This window comes from Gluconobacter sp. R75690, from assembly GCF_015244525.1.
Classification (GTDB): domain Bacteria; phylum Pseudomonadota; class Alphaproteobacteria; order Acetobacterales; family Acetobacteraceae; genus Gluconobacter; species Gluconobacter potus.
Window position 1 is genome coordinate 39,708 of sequence record NZ_JABCQB010000004.1, and the last position, 15,846, is coordinate 55,553.

Consider the following 15,846-nt stretch of genomic DNA (forward strand, 5'->3'; position numbering starts at 1 on the left):
CTCACACGAAACCGCCGTTTTTCGCACATTTTGTAAAACGATTTCCCTCTTTTCCTCTCATGTGCGAATCGGCTTCTGTTCATACCAGCGCCCGGAGATGTATCCATCGTCATCTTGTCGATCAGTTTTTAACACTAACCGGCTTAGTGTTACGAAAGTGGCATTTCGTTAACATCAAGCAGGGAACCTGTAAGAGTTTCTTACAGGTTCAACCATCCGGAAATTCCAGACAGTTCAGCGGTCAAGGATTCCTTGATGACTGAACCATTGGGAATTTTCCAAGAGTTCAAGCCGTCAGTTCCTGCTGCTGCCTTGCGCCGCGCCAATCATGATGAACGTGACAACCAAGAGCAGGGGTACAACGATGATGGCAACGGCGATCAGCTCTTTGAGCACGCCCGCACCTGGTCGCGCAGGCCGATGTAATCCCCGATCCAGCGGATGGTCTGCGGCTGAGGATGCGCACTGATTTCGCCTGCCAGTGCCTGCTGGTCAGTGGTCGAGTACGTCACGAGTGTGGGGCAGGGCACATAGCGCACGCTGGTGCAGCCAGTGAGGGCGAGAGCGAGGACTAGCCATTTCATGCCGTGCCGTCCTTCAGCCGCGCCAGCACATCATCTTCAGTCGCGGGCTTGTCTGCCTCAGCCTGGGCCATGGCCTCGGCCTTCTGCGTCACCACGTTGGCGCTCGCAGTACCAGCTTGTGCAGTGGTCACGCTCGCATTGCTTTTTCCAGCTCGGTAGGCGAACCAGACGAGAAGCCCGAGGGCGATGACGACAAGCGCCACCACCCCCAGAGCGACATACTCGGTCAAGCGGCGGCTGCCGTCTCGGCCGTGGCCGTCGTGGTCTTGGTTTCCAGCGCCGTCACGAGGGCGGAGAGGTTGCCAGCTAGACCTGTCAGAGCCGCCTTGGCGCCAACGGTGTCACAGTTCGGATCCAGCTTCTGGATGATGAAGCCACCAAGGACGGGCAGAAGCTCTTCACCAAGAGCGGCGGATTCCTGAATTACGGTATCGGGCATGTGAGCGTTTCCTTTGTTGCTCGGGGTGTCCCGCAGTCAATCCGGAGCTTTCGCTGTCGGCTTGCTGAGGATTTCAGGGATGGCGGCCTTCACCTTCGCAGCGTCTTCGCGCGCGACAGGGACGGCGGTAATGCCCGGACGCAGGCGAGGGATCGCCCATCCGATGCAACCGCCTGTGGCCGACATCAATTCGTACAGGGGAGCCCAACGGCTTGTTGCGGCCGGGGGCTGGATCACGGCACGCAGGACCGCACATCCGACGATCAGCCACGCCGGATAGATCAGGTAATCGGCGGGGATCAGATCGGGCAGCAGGACCAGCAGGGAGCCGACGCCACCAGCTTTCAGGAAGGTATTGAGGTTCGGGTTCACTCGCCGTCTCCTGTCAGGCCAAGGCGATAGAAGGCGTGATGGCCGATGACTTTCACAGGCTTGCGTCCGGCGGCCCATCGCGGGAGCGGAATGCCAAGCGCGAAATAGCTGTCGGCCCCATTCGTTACGTCCACCAGCGTTCCGGCCGCCATCTGCTGCGCAAGCGAAAGGGCAGACCGAAACAGCGGATCTTCGTCGGTCACGGCTTCGGCCTTGGCGCAGTTCGGATCAGTCTCGTTCCAGCACGAGAATTGCCACGGGCTGGCGCAGACGCTCTCGACGTCACGTCCCCACCATCCCGGCCTGGCCACGCGATGCGCGATGACGTTCAGAATGGCATGCATCCCGACTACACCTTCGCCGCGGGCTTCACCCCATGCTGTGCGGGCTGCGAGTTCCTGCGGGGTCATACGTGATGCCAGTCCCGCCAGAAGGTGAGCAGCTTGGGGCCCCAGATCGCGACGAAGATCAGAACGCCAGCAGCCGCACCGACCGCCCACGTGAAGGCGGCCTTGAAGAACGCCATGCCGCCGAGCAGGTCCCGGGTCATGCCCTTGAGATCGCGAAGATCCACGTCCTGGCGCTCGCCGCGCATCCGGCCCTCGGTCTGGACCTCGACCAGCTTGAGCTGAATAGAGGTCATGCCCTGTTCCAGTGCCGTAATGCGCCGTTCATGGTCATCAACACGGGTATCGGCCGGGGCGGGGAGAAGTGCTTCGCCCATCACTGGCAGGCCGTCGCGCTACGGTAAAGCTGCCCGGAGGCATTCACGCAGGCATAGGCGTTTCCTGTTCCCGTCATATTTGCGACGGTCGCAGTGCCATTGACCGTCAAGGGACCTTGCACCTGCGTATGCCCGTTGTTGTCTGACTGAATGTAAAGAATACCCGCGGCGTCTGCCGCGATATGCGCTTGAAGAACGCCCGAAGCAGAATTGTAATAAGTCGTTCCGCTGATATGCGCGCCAGGTACGACGATACCGTCGTTCTGAACATGCAGGGCATCAGCCCCGGTGTTCGTGATGACATCCAGGCCGCCAGTGTTGCCCTGATAGCCCCACACAAGGCGCGCAATCGCGCTTCCGGTACTGCCGAGACTTCCCTTAGTCCCGTCCACGTTGCCGCCGAGGTTCAAGGATGTGGTGGTCCAGCCGCTGGAAGCATCCTTCTCGCGGTTCAGCCACATTCCCCAATGCATGTTGTTGCCGTTCGCAAACAGGTTGTACTCGAACGCTTCGGCCTGGTTGTTCAGGGCAGTGCCGAGCATACAACCGCCCGGCAGATGGTAGCCGCCACTGTCAATCGCGTTCGACCCGCAGGCATCCGCAATTTCCAGATAGTTGGGAAGGCTGTCAGCCAGCAGCAGACCGTAGCTTTCTTTGGTCAGGATGTTGGGGTTCACATTGGAACCCCCCAAGGTCCAGCCGTGGAACGACACGCTGTTGTTCGGCGTGTTGCTCGCATTGGACGTGTTGAAATCAAGCTCCTCGCCCTCGAACTGACGAACAGAGGACGTCGCCGGCTGGCCCGTGTCGCCCGTACGCGAGCCGTCATAGGTCATGTAGGTATTCCGCCCGAACATCTTGGTCGGGGCGCCGATAAACACATAAGGCGATGTGTAGTTCTGCCAGTAGTAGCTCTCAAGCGACGTGGTGCTTGGAACATCGCCAGCCGACTGCGTACCCATGGCAGCCCAGCCATAGACCGTGATTGTCAGGCCGTCCGCTGAAACACTCTGCACGATGCCCGCATAGTAGTCTTTCATGGGCAGCTGCGCGTCACCGATCACGGTGGGACCGCGCCCTGGAACAAGGGAGTTCGTAGAAATGAACATCCCCTGTTTGACGTGCAGAAGCTGTTCCGGCGTCAGGGGCGTGGAAAGAACAACCGTGTTCTTCGTGTAGGAGGCGACAGGGAGGGCCAGACGCGCGTTCTGCGTTCCGGCCGATGCGAAGAAGGCTGCAACGTCGAACCCTGCCGAAACGTAACCACCTGAATAGTCGTCGCCGGAAAGCGCCGCGATTTCCTTGTTCTTGAACGATGCATCTGTGAAGACGCAGAGCGAACAGCCGGCGTTATACGGGCCTGAAGGGTTCCCCCCAACAATCAGATTGACCGGAAAGCCGGACCAGTATCCGAGAGGACTTCCAAGCAGGTTCGGCTGCGGGTAGGCGCCGAGGTACACGGCCGAATTTCCACCGAAAGGAAAGGACTGGTTTGTGGCCGCATCGATTGCCTGAGGATCTGTTCCCATTCTGATCGCAGGAATGTTTTGTCCGCCGAGAACGGGCCCAGTAGACACTGGAGCCGTCACAGCACCATTTGCGTTCGTGCCAGCAAGGCCATTGGGACCATTCAGGCCTTGGATCAGTTCCTGCTTTGACAGCCAAGGGCCACCGCCGAAAAAGCCCGGGTCCATTATTGTGGAAGGCGGCCGAGCTGACGCAATACCCCCAAGGGCACAGGAGGTCAGAAGGAGAGCAACAGTGAAGCGCTTCACGACTGCACCGCCTTTCCATCGACAGTCGAGAGCCATGCCTTACTCAGGCATCGCGCTACAACACCGGTGCCTTTGCCAGCAGCCTGCATCGGCGTGCGCCCATCAGTTGCCAGAACAAGCTGGCCATCTGTGCAAGACGCGGGAAGCGAGGCGACCGGAAGGGCCTGCGAGACCGTCAGAACGACAAGCGGCCGTGAAGGAACGCCTGCGCGTTGCCCTTCAGTGAAAGGCTCGACCGGCATGGCGGCCTGAGACTGTGCAAGAGCAGGTGTGGCGATAATCAAGGGGATGGCAAGCAGTAGACGGCGCATGGGCAGCATTCGGAGTTCGAATTGTGCCGCCAGCGCGAGGCATGCCGTGGTGTGAACATAGCTGAACTCGGGGCTTCAGTACAAGGGGAAAGGTGTTGCTATGATCGGCATGACCTATGATAGAAGAAGGAATGTTCTTCCCTGCTCTCGCGGTTGCTATGGCTTGGTGCTTCTTCTGGGTGAAGGGGAAGCTTTGGGCGGCGTTACCGGTGCCTGCTTTCTTCGCAGTGATGGTGCTTTCGTCACTTAACGAGCCAGGGCCAATCACAGAACAGCCAGTGTACGATTACACATTGGCCGGCGCCCTAATCTGTCTGTCGTTCACCCCATACGTCATCCGCCGGCACCGCGAAGAAAAAGCGGACCGGCTTCTGAATGGTGTCCGGTTCAATTACCGCGACTGACCCAGTAAGTGATTGATGACGGCCTGATCCGTCTGCTCCATCTTGGTCAAACGCCGGTTTGCCAGCGCATGTCCGATCATCGCATTGCCTGCATGAAGCGCCGCGCCTGTGACGCCGCCCGTCATCAGTCCACCTTCCTGCGCCCCAAGCAGGCCGCCGAGTGTGCTGGCTACGCCGCCGAAATGGCCGCCCCGGATTTCCTTCTGACGCTGTTGCATGGCATTCTTGAACGTGTTTGAGCCGTTGGAGCGGGCGGCATCCCGCATCGTCCGCTCTGCCATCATGTCGCGGTAGACGGTCCGAAGGCGTGCTTCCTGCTCTGGCGTGACCGCATCCGTTCCCTTGGTCGCAACTGAAACCTCGTTCTTGTCGATCTGCTTGATCAGGTTTTTCAGCGCTGTATAATTCACGTTTTCGCCAGTCGGGGCGTTCGTGGACGGCTGTGTCAGGCCACGCGACTGGAGAAAGCGCAGGCTGTCGATGTTGCCTGAGCGGCGGGAATAGCCCTCAAGATAATCGTGGAAGCCGGGAGCGCCCTGGTCGATGTGGTTGGCGAGGTCATCCATGAAGGGGGAGAGACGCGCTGCGGCGGCGCGCATGTTCGCATCCTCGCCAGCCGCTGCCTTCTGAAGGCCATACCCGATCGCCTTTCGAACATTCCACAGGTCAGACGGCTTGGCCCAACGCACCGGGTCCGCTGGCTCATTCCAGAGGCTGTGAGTAGGGGACGGGTTCTCCTTTGAGAACGTCACTTCTTCAAGCGCCTTCTTGGCCTTCATGATGGCCTGACGGACAGGCTCGTTTCCCTTGTTCGCTGCGATATGACTATCCAGCGTAGCGTGCAGGGCCCCAACGGGAATTGCTTCCTCATTCTCAAACGCTTTAGTGCGCTGTGCCTCTTCGAAAGCAGATCGCTCGGCTTCGAGGTTATGGATCTGCTCAGGCGTACCGATCGTCTCGCGCAGGTGTTGCGTGTAGGCATGGTCATTCGCGCTATCGAGCGTACGGAAGGCGTCTGGGTAGAGATCGCGCAGGTTGTTCTCAAGCCCGGCCATCTTCGGATCCTGCGTCCGAACGGCTGTGCTCTGGAACACTCCTGGCGTCTGAGCCTGATAAAGGCGCGTGCCGTCCTTGCTCGTAAACGCCTTCACGATCGCGTCTGCCGCTTTTTCTGGGTCGCTGAACGCGCCGACCTTGGAGATTGCCTTGATCTGGGCTTTCTCTTCGGCCTTCTGAGCAGACGTGCTGAGCGGGGCCGGTTCTGTTGCTGCGGCCGCCGTTCGGACCTCTGGCGCCGCTTCCGAGGCTTCGTGCGCGGTCACCCCTTCCGGGTCCAGGTAATCGACCGCGCGCCGCATGCCTGCCGAAAGCCGGTCTGTGACTGGTGACAGGACTTTTCCGCCGAGCTTCCCGGCCACGCCAAGGCCAAGAGCGAGTGCTGCGGCATCCTTGGCATCGCCGCCTGCCAGACCGGTCTGCGTTCCTGCTGCGAGTGCGTTGTTCGCATACCGCATGGCGCCCGGGCCTTCGCCGGTCAGGACATTGGCTGCGATGCGTCCAGCGCGTGTGCCATCCAGGGCAGCGGCAGCAGGACGCACAATCCGGCCCCCTAGACCGGTTGCCAGTCCGGCGCCAAGCATTGTTCCTGCCGCATCGGTGTAGGGCGCACCATAGTCATCCTTGCGGGATGCCTCGTCTGCATCTTCCCTCGAGGCCACCCAGTCACCCGCTTTCTGAGCGGCTTCGGAAACCGGGTTGTCCATATGATGCCCGAGAGACGTGGCCCAGCTCACGAGGTGAGGGACGCCGACGCCGAACGTCCGGTCGATCTCCCGGCCTGCCGAGTTCACCGTGTCGTTGACGAGCGTCCATGCCTTCTCGGCGCGGGACATTTCTGGCTTCGGAGCCGTGCTCTCGCCGTCCTCGTGGCCGAACATGGCATCGAAGGCGTTTCCTGTGCTCTGCTTGGACGGCGCGGGGGAACTGTCCCCAAGGCTGCTCCCGAACGTTGAGGCAAAGGCGTCTGTGTCAGTCGGGGTGTTCTGCTGCTTCTGGGGTGGCTGATAGCTGGCCGCGACCTTGCCGGGATATGCCATGGTTTCGGAGTTCCCCCATTTGGTGCGGTCAGTTCCGCCATTGTAGGCCCGGAGCGCATCCGGGAGGTTGCCGTATCGCTTCAGGTTCTCGTCCAGCAGCCGCGCTGCGCCATAGATCGACTGCACCGGGTCGGTCGGATCAATGCCGAGGCTGCGGGCCGTCTCCGGCATGAACTGCATATGGCCAATCGCCCCGGCACGAGATCGGGCCTTCGGATCGTTTTTCGGATCTTCCACCTGGTGGACGGCACGCAGGACGTTCGGGTCTACGTTCCAGTATTTCCCAGCGTCCTCATAGGTCTGATCAACGTTCGCCACTTGGTACCAGCCCAGCCGCAGCCATCGCGTTGTAGTTCTTCTTGAACTCTTCGATCTGGCCTGACTTCTTCATGCCGTCAAACACCGCTTTGCGCTCGTCTGGCGTCATCCGCAGAAGCTGATAGGCGCGCGGGTCAAAGCTCTGGCTGAATTGCTGGTTCCACTGCTGGAACTGTGCGGGCTGCAATCCGGCCTTCTGCCACGCCTGTGCCTTGGCATTGATCGCGTCTTCATTACCCATAAGCTGGTGGATCATCAGGTGGTTCGTGGAATTCTGAAGCGCACTGTTCGGGCTCGCATGCACGGCGGCCGCCAATTTGCTGTCAGTGCCGGTCCCTAGTGCCTGTGACTGAGCATTGGCGAGGTTCTGGGCCCACTTGTTGAAGGACTGCGCGCTTTCGATTTCCTTGCTCTTCCAGTCGCCGCCCGTCCAGTTGTCGAAGACTGATGCAAAATGGCGAATGCGCTCGCTGCCGGGACCAGACGTGAAGCCTTCCAAATCAGACGACATATTGCCAAGCGCGGCCATCCGGTCATTCCGGTTCGCAGATGCCTGCATCAGAGCATTTGCGCCTTGCGCTCCCGCTTGAGCTGTTTCAGTCAGGGCTGCCGTCTGCCCTGCTGCCGGTGCCGACTGATACCCCGGATTTGCAGGCTGCGCCGTCGGATACCGCCCAGACCCCATGACCTCGGGCGGGACGGTCGGGCGTCCCTGCGCTCCGCCGACCACCTGATCGCGGCGCAGGATGCTGTGCGAGCCGTCTGGGTTGACCACATCCATAGGGGTAGAGTTCGTTTCGGGGGATGTCTGCTTGGCGATACCACCGCCGACGTTCTGGCCGCCCTGTCCACTGGCTGGAGATCCGACGTTCTGCCAGTGCAAAGTTCCGCCATCGTCCACAAGTTGCATGGAGCCATAGGCGTCATTGTACGCATGTGCTGGGCCGATCGAGGCATCCATAAGGCCGCGCACCTGCTGCCGGATGCCTGCGCTGTCGTCTGGCAGGGCAGAGTAGGCGGCTTGCGCCTGATCCATGGAGATCAGTCCATGCGCTACGCCGACGCCAAGCTGGCGAGCCACGTCGCCCTTGGTCACATCCGGATTGCTCATGAGGGGCGCGGCCAGTCCGGCCAGCATTCCGGCCTTGCGCTGGTTCAGCTCAAGCTGAGCGCCCTGATTGCCGATATTCTGGGCCTGCTGGCTGTTGTTCTGCGTGACGGCATCCGGCAGCCCATAGGTGGCGTCAGGATCACTCGCGGCGTCAGCGATTGCCGATCCATAATCAATGCTTCCGTCTTTGCGAACATGCCGCGCCAATGCATTGCCGACAGCCCTTCGGGCCTTCTGTCCCAGAAGTGCGTTCTGATATTCCAGCGCCTGGTTCTGGACGCCCTGAGCGGCCGCAATGTTCTGGAGCTGATTGGTCTGGGGCTGAACCGTGCCTTGTCCCATCCCGAGAAGCGCATTGGCGCCCGTATCGAATAGGCCTGCCATCAGCTCGAACTCCCGTTCAGCAGTTTCTGATAGGCCAGATAATTCGTCCCGTAGCTCGATGCCTGATTGCCGAGGCTGTTGAGGCCATTCGTCAAACTATTGCCCATTGCCGTGGTGCCGGACATGGTAGCGCCAACTCCCGCGAGTGCAGCCTGTGCCGAGAGGCTGGCCGTGTTCGTGGCATTGCTGGCGCTGGCCGATGCCGCATTAGATCCAGTTCCAAGCAGAGAGTTTTGCCGGTTGAACGTATTGGTCAGATTGCCCTGGGCAGCATTGTTCGCAGAAAGCTGATCGTTGAACTGGTTCTGATACGTGCTGTCAGCGAGGCCGCTGGCGTATGTCTCCGCGCCTTTCAGAGCCGCGCCACTATTCGCCAGACCACGAGCCGCTGCGCTGTTCGTCGCGGCCTGCTCGCCCTGTGACAGATTCCATTCATAGCCGGGCGTCTGCTCGAGCGTCGTCTGGTTCAGGGCGTTGGTCGCGTTGTTGATATAGCTGTCGTCGGTCGAATTGTACGCGTTGTTGTCGTACATGCTCCCGATCAGCTTGTTCCCGACCGAAACATACGGGTTCAGATAGTCTTGAGCCGCCGTGCCAGAAGCAGAAAGGGCCTGCGCCTGTCCTGAACCAGTCTTCGCCGCCTTTTCCATGGCGGACTTTTCCATCGCCATCTGCGCGGCAGTTGTGGCTGCTGTCGTGGCTGCCTGTGTTGCCTGTCCAACGCCAAATGCATCATCAAAACAAACGCCCGGCATGTAATCCTGAGCCGCTGCGGACGCGGGGTGCCACCTCATTGCGGGCGCTCCATTCTGTATGTGACGTGATGGCGCACAATCCCATCAGGGCAGGGCGCGTCTATTTCGCCCCAGCGGACAAAGCCGAGGGCGTGCATGGTGAAGCGGGCGGCCTTCCGGTTGTCCGGGATCGCGGCAATCATCAGGTCGGACGGTTGGGTTTCCCACCACCAGTCCCGGATCCTGCGCATGGCAGCAATTGCGGCTGCCCCGCGCAACTCGGGAATGACTGCCTGGTGACACTCATGAACGCGGCACTGAACCGTTCGGAACCCCACAACGATCCCGGGCAACGTGACAACAAGCCGGTCCTGCACGTCAGCAATCCGGGCGTTCTCTCCGTAGATGGCGGGATGCGTGATGACGGCATTGATGGCATCGATGTCGTTGATTCGTGCGCCTGGAATGTCGGGGATCGTGAAGATCACGACACCACAAACCCGTTCAGGATCATCGCCAGACCGTCACCGGTTGCGGCCAGCGTGTCACCGTCGGCGAGCGAAAAGGCCGCCAGTTCCGGTGGAATGGCGCTGCTATTGGCGGGGATGGAGCGGCCGACAATCACCGGGAATGTTCCACCGGCCTTGCGCGTCACATTTACCGCGAGGGTGATGGCTGCCGCTGTACTGTTCGCCACAACGGCGGTTGTGATTGTCGTGCTTGATCCAGATCCTGTCGCAACTGTCTGGGACGTTGCGGTCAGGTTGATGCCTGGCTGGATTGCAGAAGAAGTGACGGCCATATCTGACTTTGCGCGGCCATGAATGCCGCATCATCAAGAGATTGTGCCGTCTTTGCCACTTGGGCGCTCGACGTGAGCAGCGTCATGATTAGCATGTCCTCTGCCACTTTCAAAGCAGATTGAGCATCAAGCTCAGCCTGGCTCGCGACCGAAAGCGCTTCCTCTGCATCGGTTTCCGCCTGGGTTGCCTGAGCCAATGCAGATGAGGCTGTGCCTTGCGCGGCGGCCGCAGCATTGAGCGCCGACTGTGCATCCGTTTCCGCCTTGTTTGCCGTGCTCAAGGCAAGCTCGGTCTGCTGGACGTTATAGGTTGCGTCCGTGCCCGGTTCCTTGCCTGTCCGGTTGAACATCGCAAGCTGATACCTGGTGAACCCGACAGTCGGATTGCCATTCCCGTCCGTCACCGGCCCTGAGTAATAGGGCATATAATAGCTGGCTGCGCTGTCCTGCGTCATGTTGCTACCGTATCCGCATCAAGAAAAGCGCCCATGAGCGCAGCACCGTTTCCGCCCGTCCATGTCAGACGGTACACCCTGTCGCGTGCCAGACCCAAGCGCCACACGGTCGGCCATGTGTTTCCATCCGTCCCGAGAGGCATCTGGATGTAGGGATGGCTCCAAGACGCGCCTCGATCATCCGACCAGTCGAGCCGGATCACAGCACCACTTCCGTTTTGCATGTCCAGCATCAGCTTGCGATGGATCATGCGCCGGCCATCGCCAACCGCATGAGGGCAGGAGCGCTGCCGCTGGATAGGAACTCCGGCCTCAGTGTCGAGATCCATCGTCACTTCGTAAATCGTGCCGTTCTCGAAATCGCCGCAGAACACCTTTCCGTAGGCGTTCGCCCAGGCGTTGGCTCGAAGCCGGGTCTCTACCAGCGTCTGGCCGTCGAGCGAACAACGCTCATGCCAAAGGCTGGTGGAGATATCATAGACCCATGTTTTGCCTGTCTGCGGAAAGGTCAGGACGTAGAAGTTATGGCCTTCCTGCTGATAGAGGTTGCCGATTGCAGATGAGCAATCACCATATCTCTGAATGGCATTATCGATCGCGAAGGTGCTGACGGGCTCTGCCTGCTGTCCGGCTCCCATATATACCCGGGGCAGACCGGTATTGTCGCAGCCAAGCCACAGCACCACATCGCCGTTGGATGCGATGGAGTAGGGCGATACGCACCCTGATCCGATACTCAGAGAGGGCAAGCGCTGGAAGGGGAAGTCTGAGGCTCCCGATGTGTACCAGAGTTCTGTTTCCTGCGCTCCGAACAGCCAGATCGTCTGCCCTACGACCTCAACACCAACGATCGTATCTGGATAGCTTGTCTTGCTGGCCACGTAGAGGCTGTCGAACGGCGTCTTCGTCTCGTCCGTGAACTGCGCGGGCCCGACATACCAGTTTGTCGTGTCCGGATTGGTGTAAAGCAGGAACGTGTCCAGAATGGCAATCGTGCGCGAGCCATAGAAGGCGCTGTCTGCAATCTGGGTGAGCGCGCCGTAAAGTCCCTGTTGTGGCTTCTGGGGCAGGGAGCAGTACCATCCGCCCTTTGCTGTCCCATCCACGATAAACAGGGTGACGCCATTGTCCTGCATGCGGACCTGTCCGGCCCCAGCAGTAATGGTGCCGATCTTCGTGGTGTTCGCATTGGCATGGATCACATAGACGCCGCTGTTCACGACTGCGATCAGGTCACCCTGGCTGGACTGATACAGGCACCGGACTGCCCCAACTTCCGGGACGGCGAACATCTTGCTTCCTGGCGTCGGATAATGTGCGCACTGGATCGGCTCCTGTTCCTGCTGAGGAATGGGTTCCGGATACAGGTTGAGACAGCGCTGCGCCGCCACAGCCAGCGAGCGGGCCTGATATGACCCGCCCGTGAGGTTGATGCGCACCATCAGGGCGTGCCGTAATCGCTGGATGCCACGCCGTCCTCGAGCCACACCATGTCCCAGAATTTGAGGGACGGCAGGGTGAAGGTGATGTAGCTTCCGTTGCTGTCTGAACCGGTGGCATAAGTCAGCTTGACCGGTGCACCATGGCTCACATCCGGGCTGGCTGTGTAGAGGTTCCCGAGCGTACCGCCGCCAACATACATCTTGATCTGGAGCGCGCCGGTTGTTGTGGGAGCTGCCGCATTGGCCGCATTGTCGTTCACGTCACTGAACGACGCCGCACTCATCTGCTGGTAGTTCAGCAGGTGAAGGATGTCGAAACCACGCCGGTAATTCTGGAACATCCAGACCTTCCCGGCTGTAGCCGTCGTGCTGCCTGTGGCGCCTGACATGATGGCGGGGGCTGCGGAGGATGTCGCATAAATATTCAGCCGCAGCAGCTTCTCGTAAGCCACCCCGAAGTTCTGATAGTCATACTCGCCCTGCACCATGTCCGCCTTGGGGCTGAGCATGTTTCCAATCGGGAAGTCATCATTGCTGATGAAGCGCGCGCCATCACCGGCGTTCTGCTGGCCGTCCACGATCCACGCGTGATGTGCGCCTGTCGCAAGGTCGGCAGCTTCCTGATACAAAACGCCCGGTGTATTGAACGTGCAGGCTGTCGAACCGCCATTGATGGAACATGCTTTTGACGCGCCAAGCGTCTTGTTCATGCCCATGTCCCAGTCGAGACCGATATTATTGGGCTTGCGGTTCGCCCATCCCCAAACCTGTCGTGCCTTGGTCAGAAGATCGCCGAAGTTGCCGATGTCAGAAGGGTTATTCCAGCGCTCAACGAAGTGATACGTCTCGCGCCCGGACTGAACCAGATCCTGCTCGTTGTAAGATCCGGCCGGGTTCAGGACCATCGGCCCGTTCACATAGCCCTGAACCGTTTTTAGGAATGAGGAATAGGCCGTATCCATGATGATGCGGTTCGCATTCCAGTCCCAGAGCGGAGTGTTAATCGTGCCATAGGTATCAACAAACATGCCGTCGAAACCTAGCCGCCGCCGCATCAGTTCGGCCTGCTGCCCCCAGTACGTCTGCCAGGATGTATTGTTCGGGTTCATCACACCGATATTGGAAAATCCATCCTGCCACAGATCGGAGATCTTGCAGTTCGATCCGCAGGCACTTGTGAATGCTCCCCACGAAAGCTGCGCTCCAGACCCGTCATGCATGAAATCCGGGGTAATACCGACATTCGCCGCATAGAGCGGCATATACATCAGCGTTCCCATGCGAAGGGACTTTGCCGCGGCGACATGATCCTTGATCAGATCAGTGCTGATGTTCTCGCCGTCGCCATTGACCCATGATGAGCTATCAACCCACGGCTTATGCCAGCGATAGAGCATGTTGTAGAACTGGAGATTATTGCACTTATAGGCGTTCAGGCTCTGAAGGTCTTTGGCCGGCGTACTGAAAAGTGGGGGCTTCCATCCTCCCCAGTCCGTGTAAGTGCCGACAACCCAGCACTGCCGGGGATAGGTCCACCAGTCGGACGAGATATCAAACGCGCCTGCCTCCTGATCAAGCTGATGGCCGTTCTGATCTGCAGCAACCAGATTTACGAAATAGCCCTGCCAGTTCGTGCTGCTAGATGGAAAGCGAAGCTCTGTTGTGGTGGTAGCACCCGCCGCGAGCCCGGAAACTGAGATGGAGACCGGATCACCCACCTGCACACCGCGCCCGGTCACTGTGCCCGTTACGGTCCCAGTAAATGGTGCGCCTGTCGCATTTGACAGCGTGACCATCATCCGAACCTGTTCTCCACCGTTATAGTGCGAGAAATCCGTGTTCACTGACTGGATCAGCGGGCCAGACAGATGGGGTTCAGCATAAGCGAGAGCTGGTGCAAGAGCGGTGAGAGCCAGCAGTGTTCTCTTGATCATTTGCATGCCGTATCGCTCCGGTACATATCGCCTGCATCATCAACACAGACAAAGTGCGCACCCGTCGAAGGAGCCGATGTAGGCATCGCAGCATTGCGGAGCGTACTCTCTACGGTGACAACACCCGAGCCAGCCGCGCCGATGTGCACGTTCGATCCATCGACCTGGGATTCAATGAACATGCTGCTGTCTGAGCCCTGCCATATCGAGCCAGGAGAACTCTTTCCCGGCCCAAAAAAGTCTAGTACAGCGCCATTTGTGGCCCCTGATCCGGTACCATGAACTTGCACATGATTGGCGTAAAGCGCGATGCCGCCTGTGCCATTCGCATAGATAGACGTGCTGCCGTTCGTGGAGCCCGGAGACATGTAGAGACCGCCGCCAGTGTCCTGCCAGATAGAGGCCGGAGTGCTGTCGCCTTGGCCATAGAGATTGATCTTTGCTGCCCCGTCAGTGCCGGTATCGTGCACTTCCAGAGCGCCGTTTGCTGTGTAGAACGCAAACATTGAATTTGTTGAATTGGTCGAGAAATTACCGTTCCCGCTCGTATCCTGCCAGAAGGTAATCGGGTTTGATGTGAGCGTAGACTGGAGCGTCAGCTGAGGGGCCGCCGCGTTGGTAATCGTGGCCCCGCTGCTGATCTTGATGTTCGGCGCCAGATAAAGGTTCGGCCATGTTCCTAGAATATCGCCGTTCAGAGCCTGACCGAATACACCGTTCGGCGTCGTGATCGGGACCGTAAATGTGCAGCCGGTAGGAGTAGCGCCATTCCGTGTGCAGGACAGAACAGAATTGACGGCTGACTGCGCATCATTCACTGCGCTCAGGCCAAACGTCCCGTTGTTGTTCGTCCAGCGCCACCGACCCAAATCGGCAGAGGCTGTTGTGTCCACGTTATCGACAGAAGGTGTCGGGCCGGAAATCGTCGGATTGCTGACCACTGGCTTGTTCACATCGGCCTTCGTCGCCATGCCTGCATTCAGCCCCTGCGGACCGGCCAGCGTAACGCGCGGGTTCATCGTTGGCACGGACTGTGCAAGCGCGAGAGATGGCAGGAGAACGCCTGCCATGAGAAAGAGGCGTTTCATAGTTTCTGGATCTCCAGTCCGGGCCAGTAGAACGGGTTGCTGATGGGCGTCAGGATCGCGGGCATACCGAGCGTCGGGATCTGGACATTCGCGCTGCGGATCGTCGCCAGAGCGCCGCGCGCCTTGGCTGATACTGTCGCAGAGGCCTCCTGCCCGTAGGAGGGCGCCATGCGCTTGGCCAGCGTCCACATGATCGCGTCCCAGTATTCGGGAGGCAGATTGATGGCGTCGGTTGCCTTGAGTGTCGTCGGAAGAGGCTCGGCAACGACAATGTGCAATTCCCACACCTGCGCGGGCGGGATCGGCCAGGGCCTGAACTCTCCATCAGGGAAGGCCGGGTTGTAAAAGAAGCAGTTCGGCCACGTCTTGAGGCCCTTCAGACCTAGTGAGGCATAGTCCTCGTATGAGGGAATTGCCGTCAGTGGGTAATCGACGGGGTTGCCGGTCGAGAGGCCGTCGCTGCCTGTATCAAAATCGGAGCCGTTGAAATCGACGCCTGAGAAGTCGCCACCTTGAGAAGGCTGCGCGCCTGTCAGGAGACGGGCATAGGCCGATAAGACCTGCGCGGGCCGCACCGGCATGTCGAAGTCGCCACCGGGGCCAACTGCATAGACGGACGCGCCAGTTGAGAGGCAGAACTTGTCAGTGAGATTGGGAACAAGCCAGCGGCGGCGCTGCCACTGTGCCAGCATCATGTTCAGATGCATTACCCCGTCGGAGAGATCGTCCGGGGAGGGTTGTGTTCCCATTGCGCCGATACCGATCTGGCGGAGAGCCAGTCCCACGAGGCCAGAGACGGTATAGCCGGTCGTTGCGTTCGGAGTGCCGCCGTTACTGGTTTCGGACATTTGGGGTGCGCCCCTTGCGCCTCAT

18 protein-coding genes are annotated in these 15,846 nt (G+C 59.6%); all 18 read right to left on the reverse strand.

Annotation, left to right across the window (positions count from 1 at the left end; genetic code table 11):
* Positions 1-380 precede the first annotated feature (380 nt).
* Positions 381-584, reverse strand: a complete 204-nt coding sequence (locus tag HKD27_RS05730; RefSeq protein WP_194688839.1) for a hypothetical protein — start codon at positions 582-584, stop codon at positions 381-383.
* Positions 581-814 carry a hypothetical protein gene (locus HKD27_RS05735; RefSeq protein WP_194688840.1) on the reverse strand — a complete coding sequence of 78 codons (234 nt, stop codon included), beginning with the start codon at positions 812-814 and terminating at the stop codon, positions 581-583. The genes HKD27_RS05730 and HKD27_RS05735 overlap by 4 nt, the downstream gene beginning before the upstream one ends.
* A complete protein-coding gene (locus HKD27_RS05740) occupies positions 811-1,023 on the reverse strand; it encodes a hypothetical protein (RefSeq protein WP_194688841.1) in 213 nt (70 codons plus the stop codon). Before HKD27_RS05740 ends, HKD27_RS05735 begins: the two co-directional genes overlap by 4 nt.
* 36 nt (positions 1,024-1,059) lie before the next feature.
* A complete protein-coding gene (locus tag HKD27_RS05745) occupies positions 1,060-1,395 on the reverse strand; it encodes a hypothetical protein (protein WP_370544243.1) in 336 nt (111 codons plus the stop codon).
* Positions 1,392-1,805, reverse strand: a complete 414-nt coding sequence (locus tag HKD27_RS05750; RefSeq protein WP_194688843.1) for a cell wall hydrolase — start codon at positions 1,803-1,805, stop codon at positions 1,392-1,394. Before HKD27_RS05750 ends, HKD27_RS05745 begins: the two co-directional genes overlap by 4 nt.
* Positions 1,802-2,119 (reverse strand): hypothetical protein, encoded by a 318-nt coding sequence (locus HKD27_RS05755; protein WP_194688844.1) that lies wholly within the window; start codon positions 2,117-2,119, stop codon positions 1,802-1,804. Before HKD27_RS05755 ends, HKD27_RS05750 begins: the two co-directional genes overlap by 4 nt.
* Entirely contained in the window at positions 2,119-3,648 is a 1,530-nt protein-coding gene (locus HKD27_RS05760; RefSeq protein ID WP_194688845.1) for a hypothetical protein, read from the reverse strand. Before HKD27_RS05760 ends, HKD27_RS05755 begins: the two co-directional genes overlap by 1 nt.
* A gap of 242 nt (positions 3,649-3,890) precedes the next feature.
* Complete coding sequence (locus HKD27_RS05765) at positions 3,891-4,205, reverse strand: hypothetical protein (RefSeq protein ID WP_194688846.1); 315 nt, start codon at positions 4,203-4,205, stop codon at positions 3,891-3,893.
* Between the two features lie 391 nt (positions 4,206-4,596).
* Complete coding sequence (locus HKD27_RS05770) at positions 4,597-7,023, reverse strand: lytic transglycosylase domain-containing protein (protein ID WP_194688847.1); 2,427 nt, start codon at positions 7,021-7,023, stop codon at positions 4,597-4,599.
* Complete coding sequence (locus tag HKD27_RS05775; RefSeq protein WP_194688848.1) at positions 7,010-8,518, reverse strand: hypothetical protein; 1,509 nt, start codon at positions 8,516-8,518, stop codon at positions 7,010-7,012. Before HKD27_RS05775 ends, HKD27_RS05770 begins: the two co-directional genes overlap by 14 nt.
* Positions 8,518-9,312 carry a hypothetical protein gene (locus HKD27_RS05780; RefSeq protein ID WP_194688849.1) on the reverse strand — a complete coding sequence of 265 codons (795 nt, stop codon included), beginning with the start codon at positions 9,310-9,312 and terminating at the stop codon, positions 8,518-8,520. Before HKD27_RS05780 ends, HKD27_RS05775 begins: the two co-directional genes overlap by 1 nt.
* Positions 9,309-9,740, reverse strand: coding sequence for a hypothetical protein (locus tag HKD27_RS05785; RefSeq protein ID WP_194688850.1), 432 nt, complete (start codon positions 9,738-9,740; stop codon positions 9,309-9,311). The genes HKD27_RS05780 and HKD27_RS05785 overlap by 4 nt, the downstream gene beginning before the upstream one ends.
* Positions 9,737-10,054, reverse strand: a complete 318-nt coding sequence (locus HKD27_RS05790) for a hypothetical protein (protein WP_194688851.1) — start codon at positions 10,052-10,054, stop codon at positions 9,737-9,739. The genes HKD27_RS05785 and HKD27_RS05790 overlap by 4 nt, the downstream gene beginning before the upstream one ends.
* Positions 10,012-10,509 carry a hypothetical protein gene (locus tag HKD27_RS05795; RefSeq protein ID WP_194688852.1) on the reverse strand — a complete coding sequence of 166 codons (498 nt, stop codon included), beginning with the start codon at positions 10,507-10,509 and terminating at the stop codon, positions 10,012-10,014. The genes HKD27_RS05790 and HKD27_RS05795 overlap by 43 nt, the downstream gene beginning before the upstream one ends.
* Entirely contained in the window at positions 10,506-11,951 is a 1,446-nt protein-coding gene (locus HKD27_RS05800) for a packaged DNA stabilization protein (RefSeq protein WP_194688853.1), read from the reverse strand. Before HKD27_RS05800 ends, HKD27_RS05795 begins: the two co-directional genes overlap by 4 nt.
* Positions 11,951-13,885: a glycoside hydrolase family 66 protein gene (locus tag HKD27_RS05805; RefSeq protein ID WP_194688854.1), complete on the reverse strand. Its 1,935-nt coding sequence runs from the start codon at positions 13,883-13,885 to the stop codon at positions 11,951-11,953. Before HKD27_RS05805 ends, HKD27_RS05800 begins: the two co-directional genes overlap by 1 nt.
* Complete coding sequence (locus HKD27_RS05810; RefSeq protein WP_194688855.1) at positions 13,882-14,973, reverse strand: hypothetical protein; 1,092 nt, start codon at positions 14,971-14,973, stop codon at positions 13,882-13,884. The genes HKD27_RS05805 and HKD27_RS05810 overlap by 4 nt, the downstream gene beginning before the upstream one ends.
* Positions 14,970-15,821 (reverse strand): hypothetical protein, encoded by an 852-nt coding sequence (locus tag HKD27_RS05815; protein ID WP_194688856.1) that lies wholly within the window; start codon positions 15,819-15,821, stop codon positions 14,970-14,972. The genes HKD27_RS05810 and HKD27_RS05815 overlap by 4 nt, the downstream gene beginning before the upstream one ends.
* Positions 15,822-15,846 lie beyond the last annotated feature (25 nt).